Below are 17,108 nucleotides of genomic sequence, written 5' to 3' on the forward strand. Positions count from 1 at the left end.
GAGAGGGCGGGGCAGCGGTCAGCGGTCGCCGTCGGGACGGGTCTCGGGGATCGGCGAGTCGGGCACCTCGCCGGGGTCGATCGGGTTCACGTCCGGGTCGCCGGACGGCACGATGGTCGGCTCGGTCGCGGGCTCGTTCGGTGTGGTGGTCATCCCCCAGTCGTACGCCGGTGACCTGAGGGACGCAACGGTCCCCCACCCCTTGTGATGGGCGGAACAGGAGTCAGAGGACGTGCTGACCGACCAGCTGGCTGATCTGTCGAATGTTCACGTTGCCCTTGAACTCCAGGCGCACCCGCCCGAGGCCGCTGAACCACAGGTCCAGCTCGGAATCCAGGTCGAATGTGCCTGCCGTCTCCACGCTCCACGCCTGCACCCGATTCAACGGCAGCGAGGTGTAGTCGCGCTTCTTGCCAGTGAGCCCTTGCACGTTGATCGAGATCAGGCGCTTGTCGGTGAACACCACCGAGTCCCGCATCCCTTTGAAGGCGAGCAGGACCTGCTCACCCGCCACCAGCAGCGGCTCGAGCTCATGCGCCAGGCCCTGCGGGTCGATGGGGCCGAGCTTGACGAAGGTTCCGTTCTGGAAGTCGATCACCGCCACACCCTAGGCATCGCGAAAGCTGCGATGGACGAGAACGGAAAAGCTCAGTCGACCGAGCTGACGTCGCTGCCGAAGTCAGGGGCGCCTCATCACGTCAACAGCTCGATGGTCCGCTCGTCGGGCTCACCGTCGTGGAAGCGGTCCAGCACGTCGGTGAACAGCGGCTCCTCGGGCGCCGCCCGGGCGAAGAGCGTCATCGACGAGCGCAGCTTCATCGCGTCGACCGACCCGAGCACCCGCTCCGCCGACGTGTCCTCGAGGTCGAGGAGCGCGTGGCAGCACTCCCGCAGCCGGGCGCCCAGCACGTCGTGGGCGAGGTAGGCCTGGGCCTCGGCGAGGCCGCTGATGGCGTACGCCTGCGCGGTCCCGCTCCGGCCGAGCCCCGCGACCTGCGGGAAGACGAACCACATCCAGTGGCTCGTCTTGCGGCCGGCGCGCAGCTCGGCCAGCGCGCGGTCGTACGTGCCACGGTCGTCCTGCGCCCTCACGAAGCGGTCGAGGTCCATGACCGCACGCTAGCCGTCCGCGGCCGCCGGGCGGGGGGTGGGCGGACGCCGTCGCTACGGTGGCCGCGTGCCCGACGCCCCGTCCCGCGCTGCCCGGTTCGGCGCGCTGCTCCTCCTGCTGCGACCGACCTACATCGCGACCGAGGTGGTCACCGCGGCGGCCACCACGGGCGGCTACGGCTTCGTGTCCGACTCGGTGAGCCGGCTCGGGGAGGTCGGCTGCACGGCCGCCTACTGCTCGCCGCGGCACGCGGTGATGAACGGGTCGTTCATGGTCTACGGCGTGCTGCTGGCGGGCGGCGCACTGCTGCTGGCCGGCCGGCTCGGACCCTGGGTGACCGGGTTGCTCGTCGTCTCGGGGGTGAGCTCCGTCGCCACCGGGCTGGCGCCGCTCGACCAGGACGCGACGCTGCACGCGCTCGCGGCCGCACCGCTGTTCGTCGCGCAACCCGCGGCCCTGCTGCTGCTCGGGGCGCGGCTGCGTGGGACGGAGCCCCGTCTCGCGACGGGGCTGCTGGCGGCGGGCGTCGTCACGGCGGCGGCAGCGGTCGGGTTCGTCTTCGCAGGAGAGGGTCGCACCGCCGGCGCACTCGAGCGGCTGGCGCTGTGGCCGGTGCTGTTCGGGCTGGCCGCCGTGGGGTGGTCGTGGCGACCCCGCCGAGGGTCGGCCACGATGTCGGCGGCCGGTGGTTGACTGCCCGCATGAGCCTGGTGACCTGGCAGGACCTGTGCCTCGACGCCCTCGACGTCGAGCGGATGTCGCGCTTCTGGGCCGCGGTCGGCGGCCTCGAGGTCGGCGACCCGGAGCCGCCGGCCAGCCTGCGCGGGCCCACGAGCGGGCACACCGTGTGGGTCAACCCCGTCGACCGGCCGCGGCGGGCCAAGAACCGCGTCCACCTCGACGTGGACTGCGGTGCGGTGGAGGACCTCGTGGAGCTCGGCGCCACGGTCACGGCGCGCGCCGAGGACACCGGGCTGGGCTGGACCCGGATGGCCGACCCGGAGGGCAACGACTTCTGCGCGTTCGTGCGACCCGCCGACCGACTGCCCGACTACCGCCTCCACGGCGTCGGCGTCGACTGCCACGACCCGGAGGCCCAGGCGCGCTGGTGGGGCGAGCTCTTCGGGGCCGACCCGACCCGCGACGACGAGCTCGGCACCTGGACGGTGACCGGGGTCGCCGTCGACGAGCGGATGACCCTCGACTTCAACGGCGTGCCGGAGCCGCGCACCGAGCCCAACCGCGTCCACTGGGACGTGCGGGGCGACGTGGGCGCGCTGCTGGCACGCGGGGCGACCCACCTCTGGGACATGCCGCGGTGGACGGTGCTCGCCGACCCCGAGGGCAACGAGTTCTGTGTCTTCCCGCCCGGCTGACCCGGTGGCCGGCGCGGCTCAGTAGCGCTTGCCGCCGCTGCGGCGCTCCTGCACCTTGCGGACCGCCTCCTTGATCTTCGCCTGGTTGTGGGGCTTGCGCGCCTCGTCGTAGACCTTCTTCGCGATCCCGAGGGTCGCCAGCTTCTTCACCATTCCCATGGGTCCCACAGTGCCAGTGGAATCCAACTCCGACTTCACCCATCCGTGTGCTGCGTCACTCCGAACCCCTCCCGAGCCGCCGGACGGCGGCCTTGTCGACGAAGGGTCTTGTCCCATGCGCCTCCCCTCCATCCGCCGCCCGTCCCCGTCCATGGCCGTCGCCGTCATGGCCCTGGTCGTGGCCTCCACCGGTACGTCGTACGCCGCGGGCCTGATCGGCTCCGCGGACATCAAGAACAACTCCGTCTCGTCCACGGACATCAAGAACAACTCCGTCTCGTCCACGGACATCAAGAACAAGACCATCAAGGCCGCGGACGTGAAGTCGGGCACGATCGGTGCCAAGCAGGTCAAGGACGGGTCGCTGCGCTCGCGCGACTTCAAGGCCGGACAGCTGCCGACCGGCGCGCAGGGCCCCGCCGGTCCCGCCGGTGTCGGTCGGTGGGCGCTGGTCGACGCGACCGGCGCGATCGTGGCACAGTCCGGCGGCTTCGCCGTGACCGCCGCCTACCCGACCCTCGCCCCCGCGGGCGCCGACGTCACCGGCCTGCGAGCCAACGGCAACGTCTACATCAACGCGGGCGAGAACCTGGCCAACAACGGCGTCCTCGCCGTCGTGGCGCTGCAGAACACCGTCGACCAGAACGGCGACGCGATCACCAACGGCCGCGCGCCCGGCGCGGACGCCAACCCGGAGTTCTCCGGCGAGATCAGCGCGGCGATGTGCCAGCCCGGCGTCGTGAACTGCGCGCCTCCCGGCACCGGCAACACCAACCACCTCGTGGTGAGCCCGCGCAACAGCGACGGCACCGTCACGACCGACGCCGACCGCAAGCGGTTCTACGTCGTGGTGACCGGCGACTCCAGCGACCGCGGCTGAGCCGAGCACCGTCCGGCGGCGGACCCTTGTGCGGGGTCCGTCGCCGGGGCACCCTTCCAGCGGACAGGGAGGGCTCCGATGGGGAACATCGACGAGGCGGTCGCGCGACTGAGGGACGCCCTGGCGTCCGTCGAGGACCTCGTCCTCCGGTCGCGGCGGGACGCCCGGCGCACCAGCGTCGGCTCCGTCGAGGCCCTGGCCCGTGGGCAGCATCAGGTCCCCGACCGGCCGACCGACGGCTCGTACGTCCAGCCCGACCGGACCACCTGCGGCTCCTCGAGCCTGGTGATGTCACGGATGCTGCACGACCCGGCGTACGCCTCCTGGATCGCCACCGGCCACGACGCAGGGACCGGCCGCACCGACCCGCGCAGCCCTGGGCAGCGCTTCGCCGACGAGTCGCTGGCGATGCACGACCGCACCAACGGCGCGACGGGCCGCGACGGCCGCCTCCAGCTCCCGTGGCCCAAGGCCGTCGGCACGCAGCCGTGGGCCGTGGCGGCCGAGATGTCGGCCGCGAGCGGCAGCGGCGTCCCGGGCCGGGCCTACGAGGTGCGCACCGTCGCGCCCCGCGACCGTGGGACGACCTGGGACCACATCGCCGCCGCGGTGGACGGCGGCCACCACGTCCCGCTCTACGTCGGCAACGCCAGGAGGCCGGGACACGTCGTCCTGGTCATCGGCGGGACCGGCGACGACCTCACCCTCTACGACCCCGCCTCCGGCCGCGCCCGGACGGTGTCGCGTCAGGACTTCAGCCGTGGACACCTCGGCGTCTCCGGGTGGGACGAGCCGTGGTTCGCCGTCACGCCGGTCGCCGGCTGACGCGTCCCGGCTACCCATGACGGGGGACGGTCACCTCGGCGACGCCCCGCCGCCAGCGACGTGCGGCAGACTGCTCGCGTGACCACGAAGATCTCCGTCGCCGGGCTCGGCTACGTCGGGCTGTCCATGGCGGTGCTCCTGGCCCGGCACAACACCGTCGTCGGGCTCGACCTCGACGCCGAGCGCATCGAGAGGCTGCGCCGCGGCGAGAGCCCGATCCACGACGAGGACATCTCGCGCTTCCTCGCCGAGGAGGACCTCGACCTCACCTTCACCACGGACGCCGAGGAGTCGCACGCCGGCGCTGACGTGGTGATCATCGCGACGCCGACCAACTACGACCCGGTCACCAACTACTTCGACACCGGCTCGATCGAGGCCGTCATGCGCGACGTGCTGCGGATCAACCCGCACGCCCTGATGGTGGTGAAGTCGACGGTGCCGGTGGGCTACATCGAGGACGTACGCGCCCGCTTGGGCACCGCGGACGTCATCTTCTCCCCGGAGTTCCTGCGCGAGGGGCGGGCGCTGCACGACAACCTCCACCCCGCCCGCATCGTCGTCGGCGAGGACTCCGAGCGGGCCCGCGGCTTCGCTGAGCTGCTGGTCAAGGGCGCCGACGCGGACGACGTACCCGTGCTCTTCACCGCGCCGACCGAGGCCGAGGCGATCAAGCTCTTCGCCAACACCTACCTCGCGATGCGGGTCGCCTACTTCAACGAGCTCGACTCCTTCGCGCTGTCCCGCGGCCTCGACTCGCGCTCGATCATCGACGGCGTCGGGCTCGACCCGCGGATCGGCACCCACTACAACAACCCGTCGTTCGGCTACGGCGGCTACTGCCTGCCCAAGGACACCAAGCAGCTGCTGGCCAACTACTCCGACGTCCCGCAGACGCTGATCTCGGCGATCGTCGATGCCAACACGACGCGCAAGGACTTCATCGCCTTCGACATCCTCGACCGCAGGCCCGCGGTCGTCGGCATCCACCGGCTCATCATGAAGTCGGGCTCGGACAACTTCCGCGAGTCCTCGGTGCAGGGGATCATGAAGCGGCTCAAGGCCAAGGGCGTGAAGGTCGTCATCTACGAGCCCGAGCTCGAGGACAAGCACTTCTTCGGCTCGAAGGTCTACCGCAAGCTCGAGAAGTTCAAGGAGAGGTCCGACCTCATCGTGGCCAACCGGATGGTCGACGAGCTGCGCGACGTGGCGGACAAGGTCTACACGCGGGACCTCTTCGGCGGAGATTGAACTCTCTGCGCCTCCGCTTCGCGCAGGAACACACGTCAGCGGCGGCGGAACAACCCCCGCCGGGAGTCCTCCTGGCCGTTCGACCGCCCGGCGTCGGGGGCGGCAGGCGCCTCGGGCTCCCGCACCGCCGCCGGGGCCGTCTCGAGGGCCCGCTCGAGGGCCTTGCGCAGCCGGTGCTCCGACTTGTCCGGGTCGACGGGGGGCCGCGCGCCGAGGGTGAAGCGCTCGACGACGCGCTGGTCGACGGGCACCCAGCCGACGTCCGTCGCGGGGTAGGTCTTCACGCCGAACGACTCGTCGAGGAGGGCGTCGCGGTCGTCGCCGTCACCGGCGAGGCGGGCGACGCGGGCCAGCGCGGACGTCCGCTCCAGCCGCGCGACCGCGGCGGTGCCGTACGCCAGCAGGCGGGCGCCGTGGTGGGTGCGCTCGAGGTCGTCGAGGAGGGCCGACAGCGTCGCGGGCAGCGGCGCGAGGGAGGCGTCGGGCAGCGTCAGGACGAACTCGGCGGCGCTGCCGGCCGGGACCGACTCCACCAGCCGCACCCGCGGCTCGTGCAGGTAGGACCGGTGCACCAGGCGGGTCTCCAGCACCGGGTCCTCGACCGGCTGGACGCGGTCCTCGTGCACCTCGGACCACGGTCCGACGACCGTGACCCGCAGGTCCGGGACGTCGCCGTCGAGCAGCGAGTCGACGACCCGGATCGTGTCGGCGGCGGGGCCGGCCGGGAGCACGACCTCGAGGTAGGGGACCTGGTAGGCGCGGCCGCGGCGGTTGCGCTTGGGCCGCATCGTCGGGACCAGGTCGGCCAGGTAGGGATCGTTGTAGCGGTTGACCTGCTCGGCGCGGCGCAGCACCTGCGAGCGCCCGAGGTGCCAGCTCCTGGCCTCGCGGTCCACGACGAAGACGCCGCCCGCCTGGGCGAGCGAGTGGCCCAGGTGCATGTCCTCGCCGAGCCGCAGCGTGCGGTCGAAGCCCGCGGAGTCGTCGTAGAGGGCTCGGGAGACCGAGCCGGTCATGCCGATGTGGAAGCGCTGTGCGCGGGGGCCGGCGAGGCGCAGGTCGTCGGTCTTGGCCCAGTAGTCCTCGACCCACTGGTGCGCCTCGTGCTCCTGGCCGGGGAACAGGTCACCGGCAGCGCCCGCCGCCACCCGGTCGCGTACCTCTGCGGGGTCGAGCCCGAGGAGGGGCTCGGGGTCGACGAAGAGCTTGTGCCCGCCCGGGACGGCGTAGTCGACGAGGTGGTGCCAGCGGGCGTGCGCCTCCACCTCCTCGCGGTAGGCGAGCATGTCGGCGTCGTACCAGTGCAGCACGTCGCCCTCTGCCGCGAGCGCCCCGAGGTGACACGCGTTGGCGCGGCCCCAGCCCTCCTCGACACGGACCAGCCGGGTGTTGTCCGGGCGGACCTCCGGGAGCTCCTGCGCCGGCGAGCTCTGGTCGTCGACCACCACGACCTCGAGGAGGTGGGCGGGGTAGGACTGCGCGGCCAGGCCGGCGAGGACGTAGGGCAGCGTGTGCTGGTAGTTGAACGTCGGCACCACGACGCTCACCGAGAGCGTCGGCTCCCAGTCACCGAGGGTCGCCGGGGTGAGGCTCCCCCAGTCGTTGTGGCGCACCACCGGCTGCCGGGACATCCCTCACCCTCCCCCGTGCGTCGCGACGGCCCCGCGAGCGCCGGGCCGGTCGAGCGGGTCGACCTCCAGCGCCAGGCTCGGCTGGAAACCCTCCCACTCGGAGGCCACGATGTCAGGTCGGCGGAACTCCTCGTCGTCGCGCACCCACGTGTGTCCCTCGCCGGTCCGGCGCAGGACGTAGCCGAGGCCGTGCGTGCGGTAGATCCGGCCGCCGGCCGCCTCGACGCCGGACAGCAGCTGGGCGTCGACGAACCTGCGCACCCGCCGGAAGTCGCCGAGCGAACGGAGCAGGCCGCGGTCGAGGAGCAGGGTGCCGCCGGCGACGAAGCGGGCGAAGAGCTCCGAGGGGTGGTTGCGGCGCACCGTGAGGTCGCCGCGGTGCTCGTTGGCGTGGAGGAAGACGAACTCCGACGGCATCCCGACCACGTCGGCGCCGGAGAACCGGCGCGCCATCAGCAGGTCGTGCACGGCGTCGGGGGCATACCAGTCGTCGTCGTCGATCTTCAGCAGCACCTCGCTCGACGCGGCCCGCGCCGCGGCGGTGAGGACGTCGCCGAAGAACGCCGTCTCGTCGAAGGACAGGACCTGGTGCGGGCGGTCGCCGAGGGCACGGCGTACGGCGTCGCGGTCGGGCTCGAAGCCGTGGGCGGCCAGCACCAGCTCGACCTCCGCGCCCCGCTGGCGCGCGACCTGCCGCAGCGCGAAGTCGAGCATCTCCGGTCGCTTCGTCGACAGCAGCGCGCTGACCGGCGGCAGCGCGACGTGGCGCACCCCCGACCGCGCGGCCAGGGCCGAGCGCCAGGCCAGCGTGGAGTGGTGGTCGAAGGCGGCACGGCGCACGGCGAGGCTGTGCTCCTCGCGACGCAGCGGGTCGTCGAGGTCGACCTCCGCGTCCAGGGCGGCCGCGAGCGGCGGCGCGACGTCGAGGACGCCCTGGCTGACGACCGGCACGCCGGACATCGCCAGAGCAAGCAGGTCGGCGGTCGGGGTGTCGGCCGGGAGCCGGACACCCTGGAACGCCCGGGCCGCGGCGACCACGCCCTCGGTGACCGGGCCGCTGCCGATCCGCGCGAGGTCGACGACGGGGTGGTCCCAGTCCTTGCGGAAACCGACGGGGTTGAAGATCCGCTCGTCGACCGGCTCGGGACCCGGGTCGGTGACCACGGTCGGGGCGCGGTCGATGACGTGGTGCGCGGCCGCCTCGACCTGGGCGGAGCCGGCGCGACGGGCGACGACGACGTCCGGCGGCACGTCCCGGTCGGGGTCGCCGGCGCCGGTCACGTCGGGCAGCAGCGGGGCCCGGGCATCGAGGCCCGGCGCGGCGGGGCGTCCGGCGTACGCCACGACGAGACCGCCGTGCGTGGTGTCGCCGGGGCCGGCGGCCTGGCGGGCCATCTCCATCACGACGAGCTGGGCGCGGGCGCCGGAGGCGAAGCGGGCCACGGTGAGCACGCCGCGGTCGCCGGCCTCGCGGGCGACCAGGTGCAGCAGCCGCGGCCACTCGGGGCGCGGCACCAGCACCCACGGCGTGGGGGCGTCGGTCAGCCAGCAGGCAACGGCCTTGCACTGCCCGAGGAGGGGTACGGCGCTCGCCATCCGCCGCAGCCGCGCCCGGTCGGCGGCGACCACGAGCACCGAGCCCCAGCCCTTGAGCGGGCCGTCGAGGGTGGAGACGGTGACGATGCGCGGCTCGATGCCGGGGACGTCCTCGATGCCGTGGAGGGCCTCGAGGGCCAGGGCGTCGGAGTCGTCGACGAGGACCAGGGTGGGGCCGGGGAGCCGGAGGTCGTGGAGGGGATGCATCACGGTCGCACGCGCTCCTTGGGCGCTCGGGGCTTGAGGGAGGCCGGCAGCGAGTGCTGCACGAGGGGGCGCGGCTGGCGCCAGAGCCAGTCGCGGCTGACGTGGTCGATGACGTGGACGCCCTCGGGGGCCGTCACCCGGACCAGGCCGCCGAGCGCCTCGGGGTCTCCGTGCCGGATCGCCTCGTCGACCTCGAACTCGCGCAGCTTGCGGTAGAGCCGGGTGTTGGTGAAGTCGACGCCGTCGCGTCGCCAGTGGGCGTACTCGTCGGCGTCGAGCCACTTCACCTCGACGCACAGGCCCTGCTGGAGCACGATGCGCTCGATGCCGGGCGGGAACTCGCGCAGCTCCCAGTCGAAGGCCTTGACGAAGGTGAACTCCGGGCCCATCGGGTAGACCCACGGCTCGAGGAAGCGCAGGGACAGGTCGAGCCACCCGGTCGAGTCGTCGACCACGGTGAGCGGGTGCCGCGGCATGGCGACGATCGCCCGCGTCGACTGCAGCTGCCACGAGAGGTCGCGCAGGATGCCGGTGCCCTCGGGGGTGAGGACCATGTCGCCGTCCCACTTCATCGAGTAGGTCGTGCGGACGTGCGAGAAGCACCAGTTGTAGAAGTGGGTGAGCGAGTGGACGCTCGTCGCGGGAGTGGCGAGGTGCTCGCCACCGGCGCGCGCGACGCGGTGGGGGTAGTCCAGGACGGTCAGCCGGTCGGCGGCGCCGCACTCCTCGGCCACGCGACGCGCGACGTCGGCGGTGCCGTCGTCCGAGCCGTTGTCGACCAGCAGCACCTGCTGCACGGCGGCGAAGATCGGCGGCAGCACCCACGGCAGGTTGCGCGCCTCGTTGCGGACCCGGAAGACGCAGGTCAGACCGGGGGTGAGCGGCTCACCGGAGGTCCACGGCCAGGTGACGTCGAAGCCGGGCTCGCGCTCGAGGGAGGCGATGTCGGGCATCAGGCAGGCCCCTGGCCCGGACCTCGGGGGCGCTCGCGCCCGATCGCGCGCCGGAGCGTCCGGCGCGCCGCGGGCGGCACCATCGCGCGTACGGCGTGGGGCACCCGGTCGGCGCCGCTGCGGCTTGCCGGCTCCGGCGCCTGGCCCGCCGCCTCGCGCCGGGCCTGCGCGGCGGCGGTGCGCCGCTGGGCCACGACGGTCGAGTGCGCGAACGCCTCGGCCTCGGCGTACTGGGTGGCGTAGGCGGTGCGCAGCTGGTCGCACCACTCCTGGTGGGCGGTGGTGTCGTCGGCGGCGACCGCCTCGAGCGCCCGCCACGTCTCGTCGGCGAGCTCGCGCAGCCGGTCGGGGACGCCGATGTCGTCCCACGTCATCGTCACGCGGCGCAGGGACGGGTCGATGAAGCGGTGCACCTCGGCGATGTCGACGGCCATCGCCGTCCTCACCGCCGTCAGATCGAAGGCCTCGCCGAGCGCGAAGACCGGCCGGGTCCAGTCGTCGAGCAGGTCGCCGTAGTGGACGAAGGCCCGCTGCTGGCCACGGGTGGCGCGCTCGGTGTGGAGCATCATGTTGACCCACGCGGCGGTGCGGGTGATCGCGCCCTGGTCGGAGCCGGCGCCCATCTGGCCGTAGTAGGTCTGCTTGGAGCCGACGACCTCGGTCACGGGTCGGAGCATGGTGACGTACGACGACGTGGCGCCGCAGCGGTCGGCCGCGGCCCGCCACAGGCCGAGGAACCACGACGCGCGGGGGTCCTTGACGACCAGCTCGTCGCCGGCCTCGAACTGTCCCTCGAGCCAGGTCGCCACCCGCTCGCGGGTGGCGTGGTCGCCGCTGGTGGTGCCGGTGTCGAGCCACGCCCGCGGGCGGGCGTCGGAGACCTGGACGTTGCTGCGGGCGAGGAGCTCGGTGTGGAGGTCGACGACCCACCGAGGCTCGCCGAACCCCTTGGGGTTCGTGGCGTCGGCGACGACCTCCGGCTGGGGCACGTGGAGGCCGAGCGTGCGCAGCGTTCCCGCCATCGTGCTCGTGCCGCTGCGGCCCGAGCCGACGACGTACACGACGCGACGGGTGCTCATGGCGGGGAGCCTATAGGTGGGGTCGTGCCTGTCGTGCCGGCGCCGCTCACAGGTGCTGCGGCTGGGCCCGGATCAGGTCGGCGTACCACTGGAACGACTTCTTGGGGGTGCGCTCGAGCGACTCGTAGTCGACGTGCACCAGGCCGAAGCGCTGGGTGTAGCCCTCGGCCCACTCGAAGTTGTCCATCAGCGACCAGCAGTAGTAGCCGCGGACGTCGACGCCGCGGACGATCGCCTCGGACACCGCGTTGAGGTGCGCGCGGAGGTAGTCGATGCGGGGCTGGTCGTCGACGACGCCGTCCTCGTCGGGACCCATGTTGTAGCTGCACCCGGACTCGGTGATGACGATCGGCGGGAGGGCGGCGCGGAACCGGGCACGGAACATCACCAGCCACTCCCGCAGCGCGTCGGGCACGATCGGCCAGCCGACGTCGGTCGTGGGGTAGCCGACCACCTGACGGAGGTCGAAGGGGATCTCGCTGTCCTCGTCGGCGGCCGCGACCTTCAGCGGGTTGTAGTAGTTGACGCCGTAGAAGTCGAGCGGCTGACGGATCGTGGCGAGGTCGCCGTCCTGCATGACGTCCTCGAACAGCGGCATCAGGTCGGCGGGGTAGCGCCCGAGCAGCATCGGCTCGAGGAACGTGCCGTTCCACAGGGCGTCGAAGATCTTGCTCATCCCGACGTCCGCGTCGTCGTCGCTCGCGGGCCAGATGGGGGCGTGGTTGTTGGCGCAGCCGATGGACGTGGCACCGGCGCGGCGCAGCTCGATCGCGGCGCGGCCGTGGGCGAGGAGCAGGTGGTGGGCGGCGGGGAGGCAGTCGAAGAGCATCGCCTTGCCGGGGGCATGGGTGCCCAGGCCGTAGCCGAGGATGGAGGCGACGTTGGGCTCGTTGACGGGGATCCAGTGCTCGACCCGGTCGGCGTACCTCTCCCCCACGATGGCGGCGTAGTCGGCGAAGCGGTCCACCGTGTCGCGGTTGAGCCAGCCGCCGTCGTCCTCGAGCGCCTGCGGCAGGTCCCAGTGGTAGAGCGTGACCATCGGCTGCTGGCCGTGGGCGAGGAGGGTGTCGATGAGCCGGTCGTAGAACTCCAGGCCCTTCGCGTTGGCGGGGCCGCGCCCGGTGGGCTGGATGCGTGGCCAGGCGATCGAGAACCGGTAGCCGCCCGTGCCGAGCTGCTGCATCAGCGCCACGTCCTCGTCGACGCGGTGGTAGTGGTCGCACGCGACCGCGCCGCTGCTGCCGTCGCTCACCCGTCCCGGCTCGGCGGAGAAGGTGTCCCAGATGCTCGGTCCGCGTCCGTCCTCCGCCGCGGCCCCCTCGATCTGGTAGCTCGCGGTGCTCGTGCCGAACCGGAACCCGGGCGGGAGCAGGGGGAAGTCATGCGGGGGAGCCACATCCGCGAAGATATCGGCATGAGCATGGCCCTGTACGCCGCTTCGCAGAGGTCGTCCTCGACCGACGCGGGGCGGGTCACGCGCCACTCCTTCTCCTTCGGCCCGTACTACGACCCGGCCAACCTCGGCTTCGGGCCGCTCGTGTGCCACAACGACGACCTGCTCGACCCCAGCGGGGCTCGGCCGGCGGGCTATCCCGAGCACCCGCACTCGGAGCTGGAGATCGTCACGTGGGTGCTCGAGGGGGCGCTCGTCCACACCGACTCCGCCGGGGCGCGGCACGTCGTGGCGGCCGGCCACGCGCAGGTGCTGTCGGCCGGCGCCGGCGTCCGGCACAGCGAGGTCGCCGACCCGGCGTCGGGACGCTGCCGGTTCGTCCAGGCGTGGCTCGCCCCGTCCGAGCCGGGCGGCGCGCCGTCGTACGTCCTGGGCGACGCGCCGGCACCAGCCACCGACCTGGTCGAGGTCGTCGGGGACGCCGGGCTGCCGATCGGCACCCGCGGCGCCCGGCTCCTCGTGGCGCGGCTGCGCCCCGGCCAGGCCGTCGCCCTGCCCGACGACCCGCGCCAGCACGTCTTCGCGGCCACCGGCGCCGCCGACCTCGAGGGCGTGTCGCTGCGCGCCGGGGACGCCGTACGCCTCGACGGCGAGGGGGGTCGGGTGGTCACGGCCTCCGAGGAGACCGAGCTGCTGGTCTGGTCGTTCGGCGACCGACGGCCGGGCCTGGGGTAGTCCAGTGGCCACCCGTCGTCCCGCGGGGTAGTCCAGTGGCCACCCGTCGTCCCGCGGGGTAGTCCAGTGGCCACCCGTCGTCCCGCGGGGTGCCTCACGACCGCTCGCCACTGGACTACCCCGACGACCCGCCCCTGGGTTCTACGGAATGAGGACTCCCGGGTTCAGCACCCCCACCGGGTCCAGCTCGGCCTTGACGGCGCGGAGGAGGCGGACGCCGACCTCCCCGATCTCGTGGGCCAGCCACGGCTTGTGGTCGGTGCCGACCGCGTGGTGGTGGGTGATGGTGGCGCCCGCGGCGACGATCGCGTCGCTCGCGGCGGCCTTGGCCGCCTGCCACTGTGCGAGGGGGTCGTCGCCCTGGCGGGCCGCGACGGTGAAGTAGAGCGAGCACCCGGTCTCGTAGACGTGCGAGACGTGGCACAGGACCAGCGCGCCGTCGCCGAGCGAGGCCCGCAGGGCGGCCCTCACGTCGGCGTGCAGGCGCGAGCGGTCCGACCAGAAGGTGGCGGTCTCCAGCGTCTCGACGAGGACGCCGTGGTCGAGCAGCGCGTCGCGCAGGTAGGGCGCCCCGTAGCGCCCGTGCACCCACCCCTCGCCCGGCCCGGTGCCGCGCGGCGTGCCGCCGAGGCGTTCGAGCACCGTGGTGACCGCCGCGCGCCGCGCGTGCACCTGCTCGGCGGTGCCCTCGTAGCCGGTGATCATCAGGCACCCCGGGTCGTCGGTCCCGCCGATCGAGGAGGGGTCGGCGAGGTTGATGGCCGTCTCGTTCTCGTCGGAGAGCCGCAGCACCGTCGGCAGCAGGCCGGACTGGGCGAGGGCGCGCATCGCGTCGGCGCCTGAGTCGAAGGACGGCCACCGCCAGCCCTCGTACGTCGCCACGGCGGGCGCGCGGCGTACGCGCACGGTCACCGACGTGATGACGCCGAAGGCCCCCTCCGAGCCGAGCAGCAGCTGGCGCAGGTCGGGGCCGGCGGCGTTGGCGGGCGACGAGCCGAGGTCGAGCGAGCCGGTCGGCGTGGCCGCGGTGAGGCCGACGACCATCGCGTCGAAGCGGCCGTAGCCGGCACTGGACTGCCCGCTCGAGCGGGTGGCCGCGAAGCCGCCGATCGAGGCGTGCTCGAAGGACTGCGGGTGGTGGCCGAGCGTCAGCCCGTGCGCGGCCAGCAGCGCCTCCGCCTCCGGTCCGCGCAGACCCGGCTGCAGGGTGGCGGTCATCGAGACGTCGTCGACGGCGAGCAGCCGCTTCATCCGCACGAGGTCGAGCGAGACCACGCCGGCGAAGCCGTCGCGGCGGGCCACGAGCCCGCCCGTCACGCACGTGCCGCCCCCGAAGGGGACGACCGCCACGCGGTGCTCGGCCGCCCAGGCCAGCACGGCCGCGACCTCGCCGTGCCCGTCGGGTCGCACGATCGCGTCCGGGGCGTCGCCGAGGTCGCCGGCGCGGGCGCGCAGCAGGTCGGGCGTCGACTTGCCCCGCGTGCGCACCGCGCGCGTCGCGTCGTCGACCAGCACGTGGTCGGCACCGACGACCGCCCGGAGGCCGTCGAGGAGACCGTCGTCCAGTCCGACCGGGGGCGGCGTCGCGCCGGTGACGGCCGGGCGCTCCTGCAGGCCGAAGGCGAGGTCGACCAGCCCGAGGGCGGAGTCGGGGAGGACGGTGGCCGCGGCCGGGTCGCCCCACCGCTGCGGGTGCATCTCGGCGGCGTGCGTGTCCGGAGTCATGCGTTACAGTGTGACACATGTCGTCACTTCGTCACATCACCGAGCCGCGGCTCGACGGCTACCTGGACGCCGCCCGGGACTGCATCCTGGACGTCGGCTGGCGGCGGACGACCCTCACCGAGGTGGCGAGGCGGGCCGGGGTGTCCCGGATGACGATCTACCGCGCCTGGGCCGACATGGGCTCCCTGCTCGGCGACCTGATGACCCGCGAGTGGGTCGGCATCGCGGCCGCGACCCGTGTCGCCGCGGCGGACACCACGACACCCACCGGCATCGCGGCGGCCGCGCTGAGCACCGTCCGCGCGCTGCGCGACAACGAGCTCTTCGTCCGCATCGTCGAGCTCGACCCCGACCTGATGCTGCCCTACCTCCTCTCCCGCCGGGGCCGCTCGCAGGAGGCCCTCATCGAGATCCTCGCCGCCGAGATCGCGAGCGGCCAGGCTCCCGGCGCCATCCGCAGCGGCGACCCGGTCCTGATGGCGCGCTCGCTCACCCTGGCCGGCCACGGCTTCGTGTTCTCCGCACTGACCATGACCGACGAGGGGATCGGCCTCGCCGACCTCGACGCCGAGTACGCCCGGTTGGTCACCGCCTCGCTCTCCGCCGAGTCCTGATGCCGGCCGCCCGACCGGTGACGCCGGGCCTGGCCGGCATCCCCGACGAGGTCGACGTCGTGGTGGTCGGGCTGGGCATCACCGGCGCCGGCGTCGCGCTCGACGCGGTGACCCGCGGCCTCAGCGTGCTGGCGGTCGACGCCCACGACCTCGCCTTCGGCACCTCGCGCTGGTCCTCCAAGCTGGTGCACGGCGGGCTGCGCTACCTCGCGCAGGGCCGGCTCGCCATCGCCCGCGAGAGCGCCGTCGAGCGCGGCATCCTCATGGACGTCACCGCGCCACACCTCGTCCACCCGCTGCCGATGCTCACCCCGGTCGACGACGCGATGTCCCGCAGCCGCGCGGCCCTGACGTGGAGCGGGCTCCACGCCGGCGACCTGCTGCGCCGCACCGCCCACACCAGCGCGCGGACGCTGCCCCGGCCCCGGCGCCTCAACGCCACCGAGACCCTCAGCCTGGCGCCCGCCCTGCGCGCCGACACCCTGCGCGGTGGCCTGCTCGGGTGGGACGGGCAGCTCGAGGACGACGCCCGGCTGGTGGTCACCGTCGCCCGCACCGCGGCGTCGTACGGCGCCGACGTCCGCACCCGCGCCCCGGTCACGAGCGCCACCGGGACCGGCGTCGAGCTGCGCGACGAGCTGACCGGGGCGACGTACGCCGTCCGCGCCCGGGCCGTGGTCAACGCGACCGGCGTGTGGGCCGGCGACCTCGACGACCGGGTGCGGCTGCGCCCCAGCCGCGGCACCCACCTCGTGCTCCGGGGCTCGGCGCTCCCGCACACCCGGGTCGCTGTCGTCGTGCCCCTCCCGGGCTCCGCCTCGCGCTTCGCGATGGTGCTGCCCCAGCCGGACGGCACCCTCCACCTCGGCCTCACCGACGTGCCCGCCGCGGGACCGGTCCCCGACGTGCCCACGCCGAGCGAGCAGGAGGTCGACTTCCTGCTCGACGCGGTGTCCTCAGCCTTCACGACGCCGCCGGTGCGGGCGGACGTCGTCGGTGCGTACGCCGGGCTGCGGCCGCTGCTCGAGGTGGCCGGCACCGACGCGACGGCCGACCTCTCGCGCCGCCACGCCGTCCTCACCTCGCGGACCGGCGTGACGACCGTGGTGGGGGGCAAGCTGACGACCTACCGCCGGATGGCCGAGGACACGCTCGACGCGGTCGTGGCGTCGGCCCGGCTGGCGGCCGGTCCCTGCCGCACCGCCTCGCTCCCGCTGCTCGGCGCGGGCACGCCCGAGCAGCTGCGCGCGTGCGCCGCACCCGCCCGGCTCGTACGCCGCTTCGGCACCGACGGCGACCTCGTGCTGGCCACGGCGCGCGGGGCCACCGGGCTGGACGACGCCGAGCTCCTGGCGCCCCCCTCCGAGGAGGTCCCGGTCACCCTGGCCGAGCTGGTCTTCGCCCTCACCCACGAGGGCGCGCACGACGTCGACGACCTGCTCGAGCGGCGTACGCGGGTGGGCCTGGTCGCCGCGGACCGCGCTGTCGCCGAGCCCCTCGCGCGCCGCGCCCTCGCCCTGCTCTCGCGGGCGACGCCAGCCGGCTGAGAGGGCCGCCCCGGCCGGGTCACAAC

The 17,108-nt window shown here is 73.7% G+C and carries 18 protein-coding genes; 8 read left to right on the forward strand and 10 right to left on the reverse strand.

Annotated features, from left to right (window positions below):
• Window positions 1–18: 18 nt before the first annotated feature.
• The 3 genes from HN031_RS21915 to HN031_RS06550 all read right to left on the reverse strand — a co-directional run bounded on the left by HN031_RS21915 (window position 19) and on the right by HN031_RS06550 (window position 1,110).
• Complete coding sequence (locus HN031_RS21915) at window positions 19–153, reverse strand: hypothetical protein (RefSeq protein ID WP_301539402.1); 135 nt, start codon at window positions 151–153, stop codon at window positions 19–21.
• A 70-nt stretch (window positions 154–223) separates the two neighbouring features.
• Complete coding sequence (locus tag HN031_RS06545) at window positions 224–598, reverse strand: PH domain-containing protein (RefSeq protein ID WP_172267888.1); 375 nt, start codon at window positions 596–598, stop codon at window positions 224–226.
• 95 nt (window positions 599–693) lie between these two features.
• Window positions 694–1,110 carry a DUF1810 domain-containing protein gene (locus HN031_RS06550; protein ID WP_172267890.1) on the reverse strand — a complete coding sequence of 139 codons (417 nt, stop codon included), beginning with the start codon at window positions 1,108–1,110 and terminating at the stop codon, window positions 694–696.
• Between the two features lie 67 nt (window positions 1,111–1,177).
• On the opposite strand from HN031_RS06550, the gene HN031_RS06555 reads away from it, so the two are divergent.
• Window positions 1,178–1,804: a DUF998 domain-containing protein gene (locus HN031_RS06555; protein WP_172267892.1), complete on the forward strand. Its 627-nt coding sequence runs from the start codon at window positions 1,178–1,180 to the stop codon at window positions 1,802–1,804.
• Between the two features lie 8 nt (window positions 1,805–1,812).
• Window positions 1,813–2,487 (forward strand): VOC family protein, encoded by a 675-nt coding sequence (locus HN031_RS06560; RefSeq protein ID WP_172267894.1) that lies wholly within the window; start codon window positions 1,813–1,815, stop codon window positions 2,485–2,487.
• Window positions 2,488–2,505: 18 nt separating this feature from the next.
• Here HN031_RS06560 and HN031_RS06565 read toward each other — a convergent pair whose 3' ends face one another.
• Window positions 2,506–2,646 carry a hypothetical protein gene (locus tag HN031_RS06565; RefSeq protein ID WP_172267897.1) on the reverse strand — a complete coding sequence of 47 codons (141 nt, stop codon included), beginning with the start codon at window positions 2,644–2,646 and terminating at the stop codon, window positions 2,506–2,508.
• Window positions 2,647–2,761: 115 nt separating this feature from the next.
• On the opposite strand from HN031_RS06565, the gene HN031_RS06570 reads away from it, so the two are divergent.
• The 3 genes from HN031_RS06570 to HN031_RS06580 all read left to right on the forward strand — a co-directional run bounded on the left by HN031_RS06570 (window position 2,762) and on the right by HN031_RS06580 (window position 5,602).
• On the forward strand, window positions 2,762–3,526 hold the full coding sequence (locus tag HN031_RS06570; protein ID WP_172267899.1) for a hypothetical protein: 765 nt from the start codon (window positions 2,762–2,764) through the stop codon (window positions 3,524–3,526).
• Window positions 3,527–3,604: 78 nt separating this feature from the next.
• Window positions 3,605–4,351, forward strand: coding sequence for a hypothetical protein (locus HN031_RS06575; protein ID WP_172267902.1), 747 nt, complete (start codon window positions 3,605–3,607; stop codon window positions 4,349–4,351).
• Between the two features lie 78 nt (window positions 4,352–4,429).
• Window positions 4,430–5,602 carry a nucleotide sugar dehydrogenase gene (locus tag HN031_RS06580; RefSeq protein ID WP_322920547.1) on the forward strand — a complete coding sequence of 391 codons (1,173 nt, stop codon included), beginning with the start codon at window positions 4,430–4,432 and terminating at the stop codon, window positions 5,600–5,602.
• A gap of 35 nt (window positions 5,603–5,637) precedes the next feature.
• Here the strand turns inward: HN031_RS06580 and HN031_RS06585 are convergent, their stop codons facing one another.
• The 5 genes from HN031_RS06585 to HN031_RS06605 are packed head-to-tail and all read right to left on the reverse strand — an operon-like array spanning window position 5,638 to window position 12,464.
• Entirely contained in the window at window positions 5,638–7,233 is a 1,596-nt protein-coding gene (locus HN031_RS06585) for a glycosyltransferase family A protein (protein ID WP_172267904.1), read from the reverse strand.
• 3 nt (window positions 7,234–7,236) lie between these two features.
• The gene (locus tag HN031_RS06590; RefSeq protein ID WP_172267907.1) at window positions 7,237–9,039 is read right to left on the reverse strand and encodes a glycosyltransferase family A protein; all 1,803 of its coding nucleotides are present in this window, start codon (window positions 9,037–9,039) and stop codon (window positions 7,237–7,239) included.
• Complete coding sequence (locus HN031_RS06595) at window positions 9,036–9,989, reverse strand: glycosyltransferase (RefSeq protein ID WP_172267911.1); 954 nt, start codon at window positions 9,987–9,989, stop codon at window positions 9,036–9,038. The genes HN031_RS06590 and HN031_RS06595 overlap by 4 nt, the downstream gene beginning before the upstream one ends.
• A complete protein-coding gene (locus HN031_RS06600; RefSeq protein ID WP_172267915.1) occupies window positions 9,989–11,068 on the reverse strand; it encodes a sulfotransferase family protein in 1,080 nt (359 codons plus the stop codon). Before HN031_RS06600 ends, HN031_RS06595 begins: the two co-directional genes overlap by 1 nt.
• Before the next feature lie 46 nt (window positions 11,069–11,114).
• Window positions 11,115–12,464: a GH1 family beta-glucosidase gene (locus tag HN031_RS06605; RefSeq protein ID WP_172267919.1), complete on the reverse strand. Its 1,350-nt coding sequence runs from the start codon at window positions 12,462–12,464 to the stop codon at window positions 11,115–11,117.
• A gap of 18 nt (window positions 12,465–12,482) precedes the next feature.
• Between HN031_RS06605 and HN031_RS06610 the strand changes: the two genes are divergently transcribed.
• Window positions 12,483–13,196, forward strand: coding sequence for a pirin family protein (locus HN031_RS06610; protein WP_172267923.1), 714 nt, complete (start codon window positions 12,483–12,485; stop codon window positions 13,194–13,196).
• Window positions 13,197–13,337: 141 nt separating this feature from the next.
• Here HN031_RS06610 and HN031_RS06615 read toward each other — a convergent pair whose 3' ends face one another.
• Window positions 13,338–14,921 carry an FAD-binding oxidoreductase gene (locus tag HN031_RS06615; protein ID WP_253943029.1) on the reverse strand — a complete coding sequence of 528 codons (1,584 nt, stop codon included), beginning with the start codon at window positions 14,919–14,921 and terminating at the stop codon, window positions 13,338–13,340.
• 17 nt (window positions 14,922–14,938) lie between these two features.
• Between HN031_RS06615 and HN031_RS06620 the strand changes: the two genes are divergently transcribed.
• Both HN031_RS06620 and HN031_RS06625 read left to right on the forward strand, forming a co-directional pair.
• Window positions 14,939–15,535 carry a TetR/AcrR family transcriptional regulator gene (locus tag HN031_RS06620; protein ID WP_172267927.1) on the forward strand — a complete coding sequence of 199 codons (597 nt, stop codon included), beginning with the start codon at window positions 14,939–14,941 and terminating at the stop codon, window positions 15,533–15,535.
• Window positions 15,535–17,082, forward strand: coding sequence for a glycerol-3-phosphate dehydrogenase/oxidase (locus HN031_RS06625; RefSeq protein ID WP_172267930.1), 1,548 nt, complete (start codon window positions 15,535–15,537; stop codon window positions 17,080–17,082). Before HN031_RS06620 ends, HN031_RS06625 begins: the two co-directional genes overlap by 1 nt.
• Window positions 17,083–17,108: the final 26 nt, after the last annotated feature.

This window comes from Nocardioides sp. zg-1308, assembly GCF_013155375.1.
In the GTDB taxonomy this organism is placed as follows: domain Bacteria; phylum Actinomycetota; class Actinomycetes; order Propionibacteriales; family Nocardioidaceae; genus Nocardioides; species Nocardioides renjunii.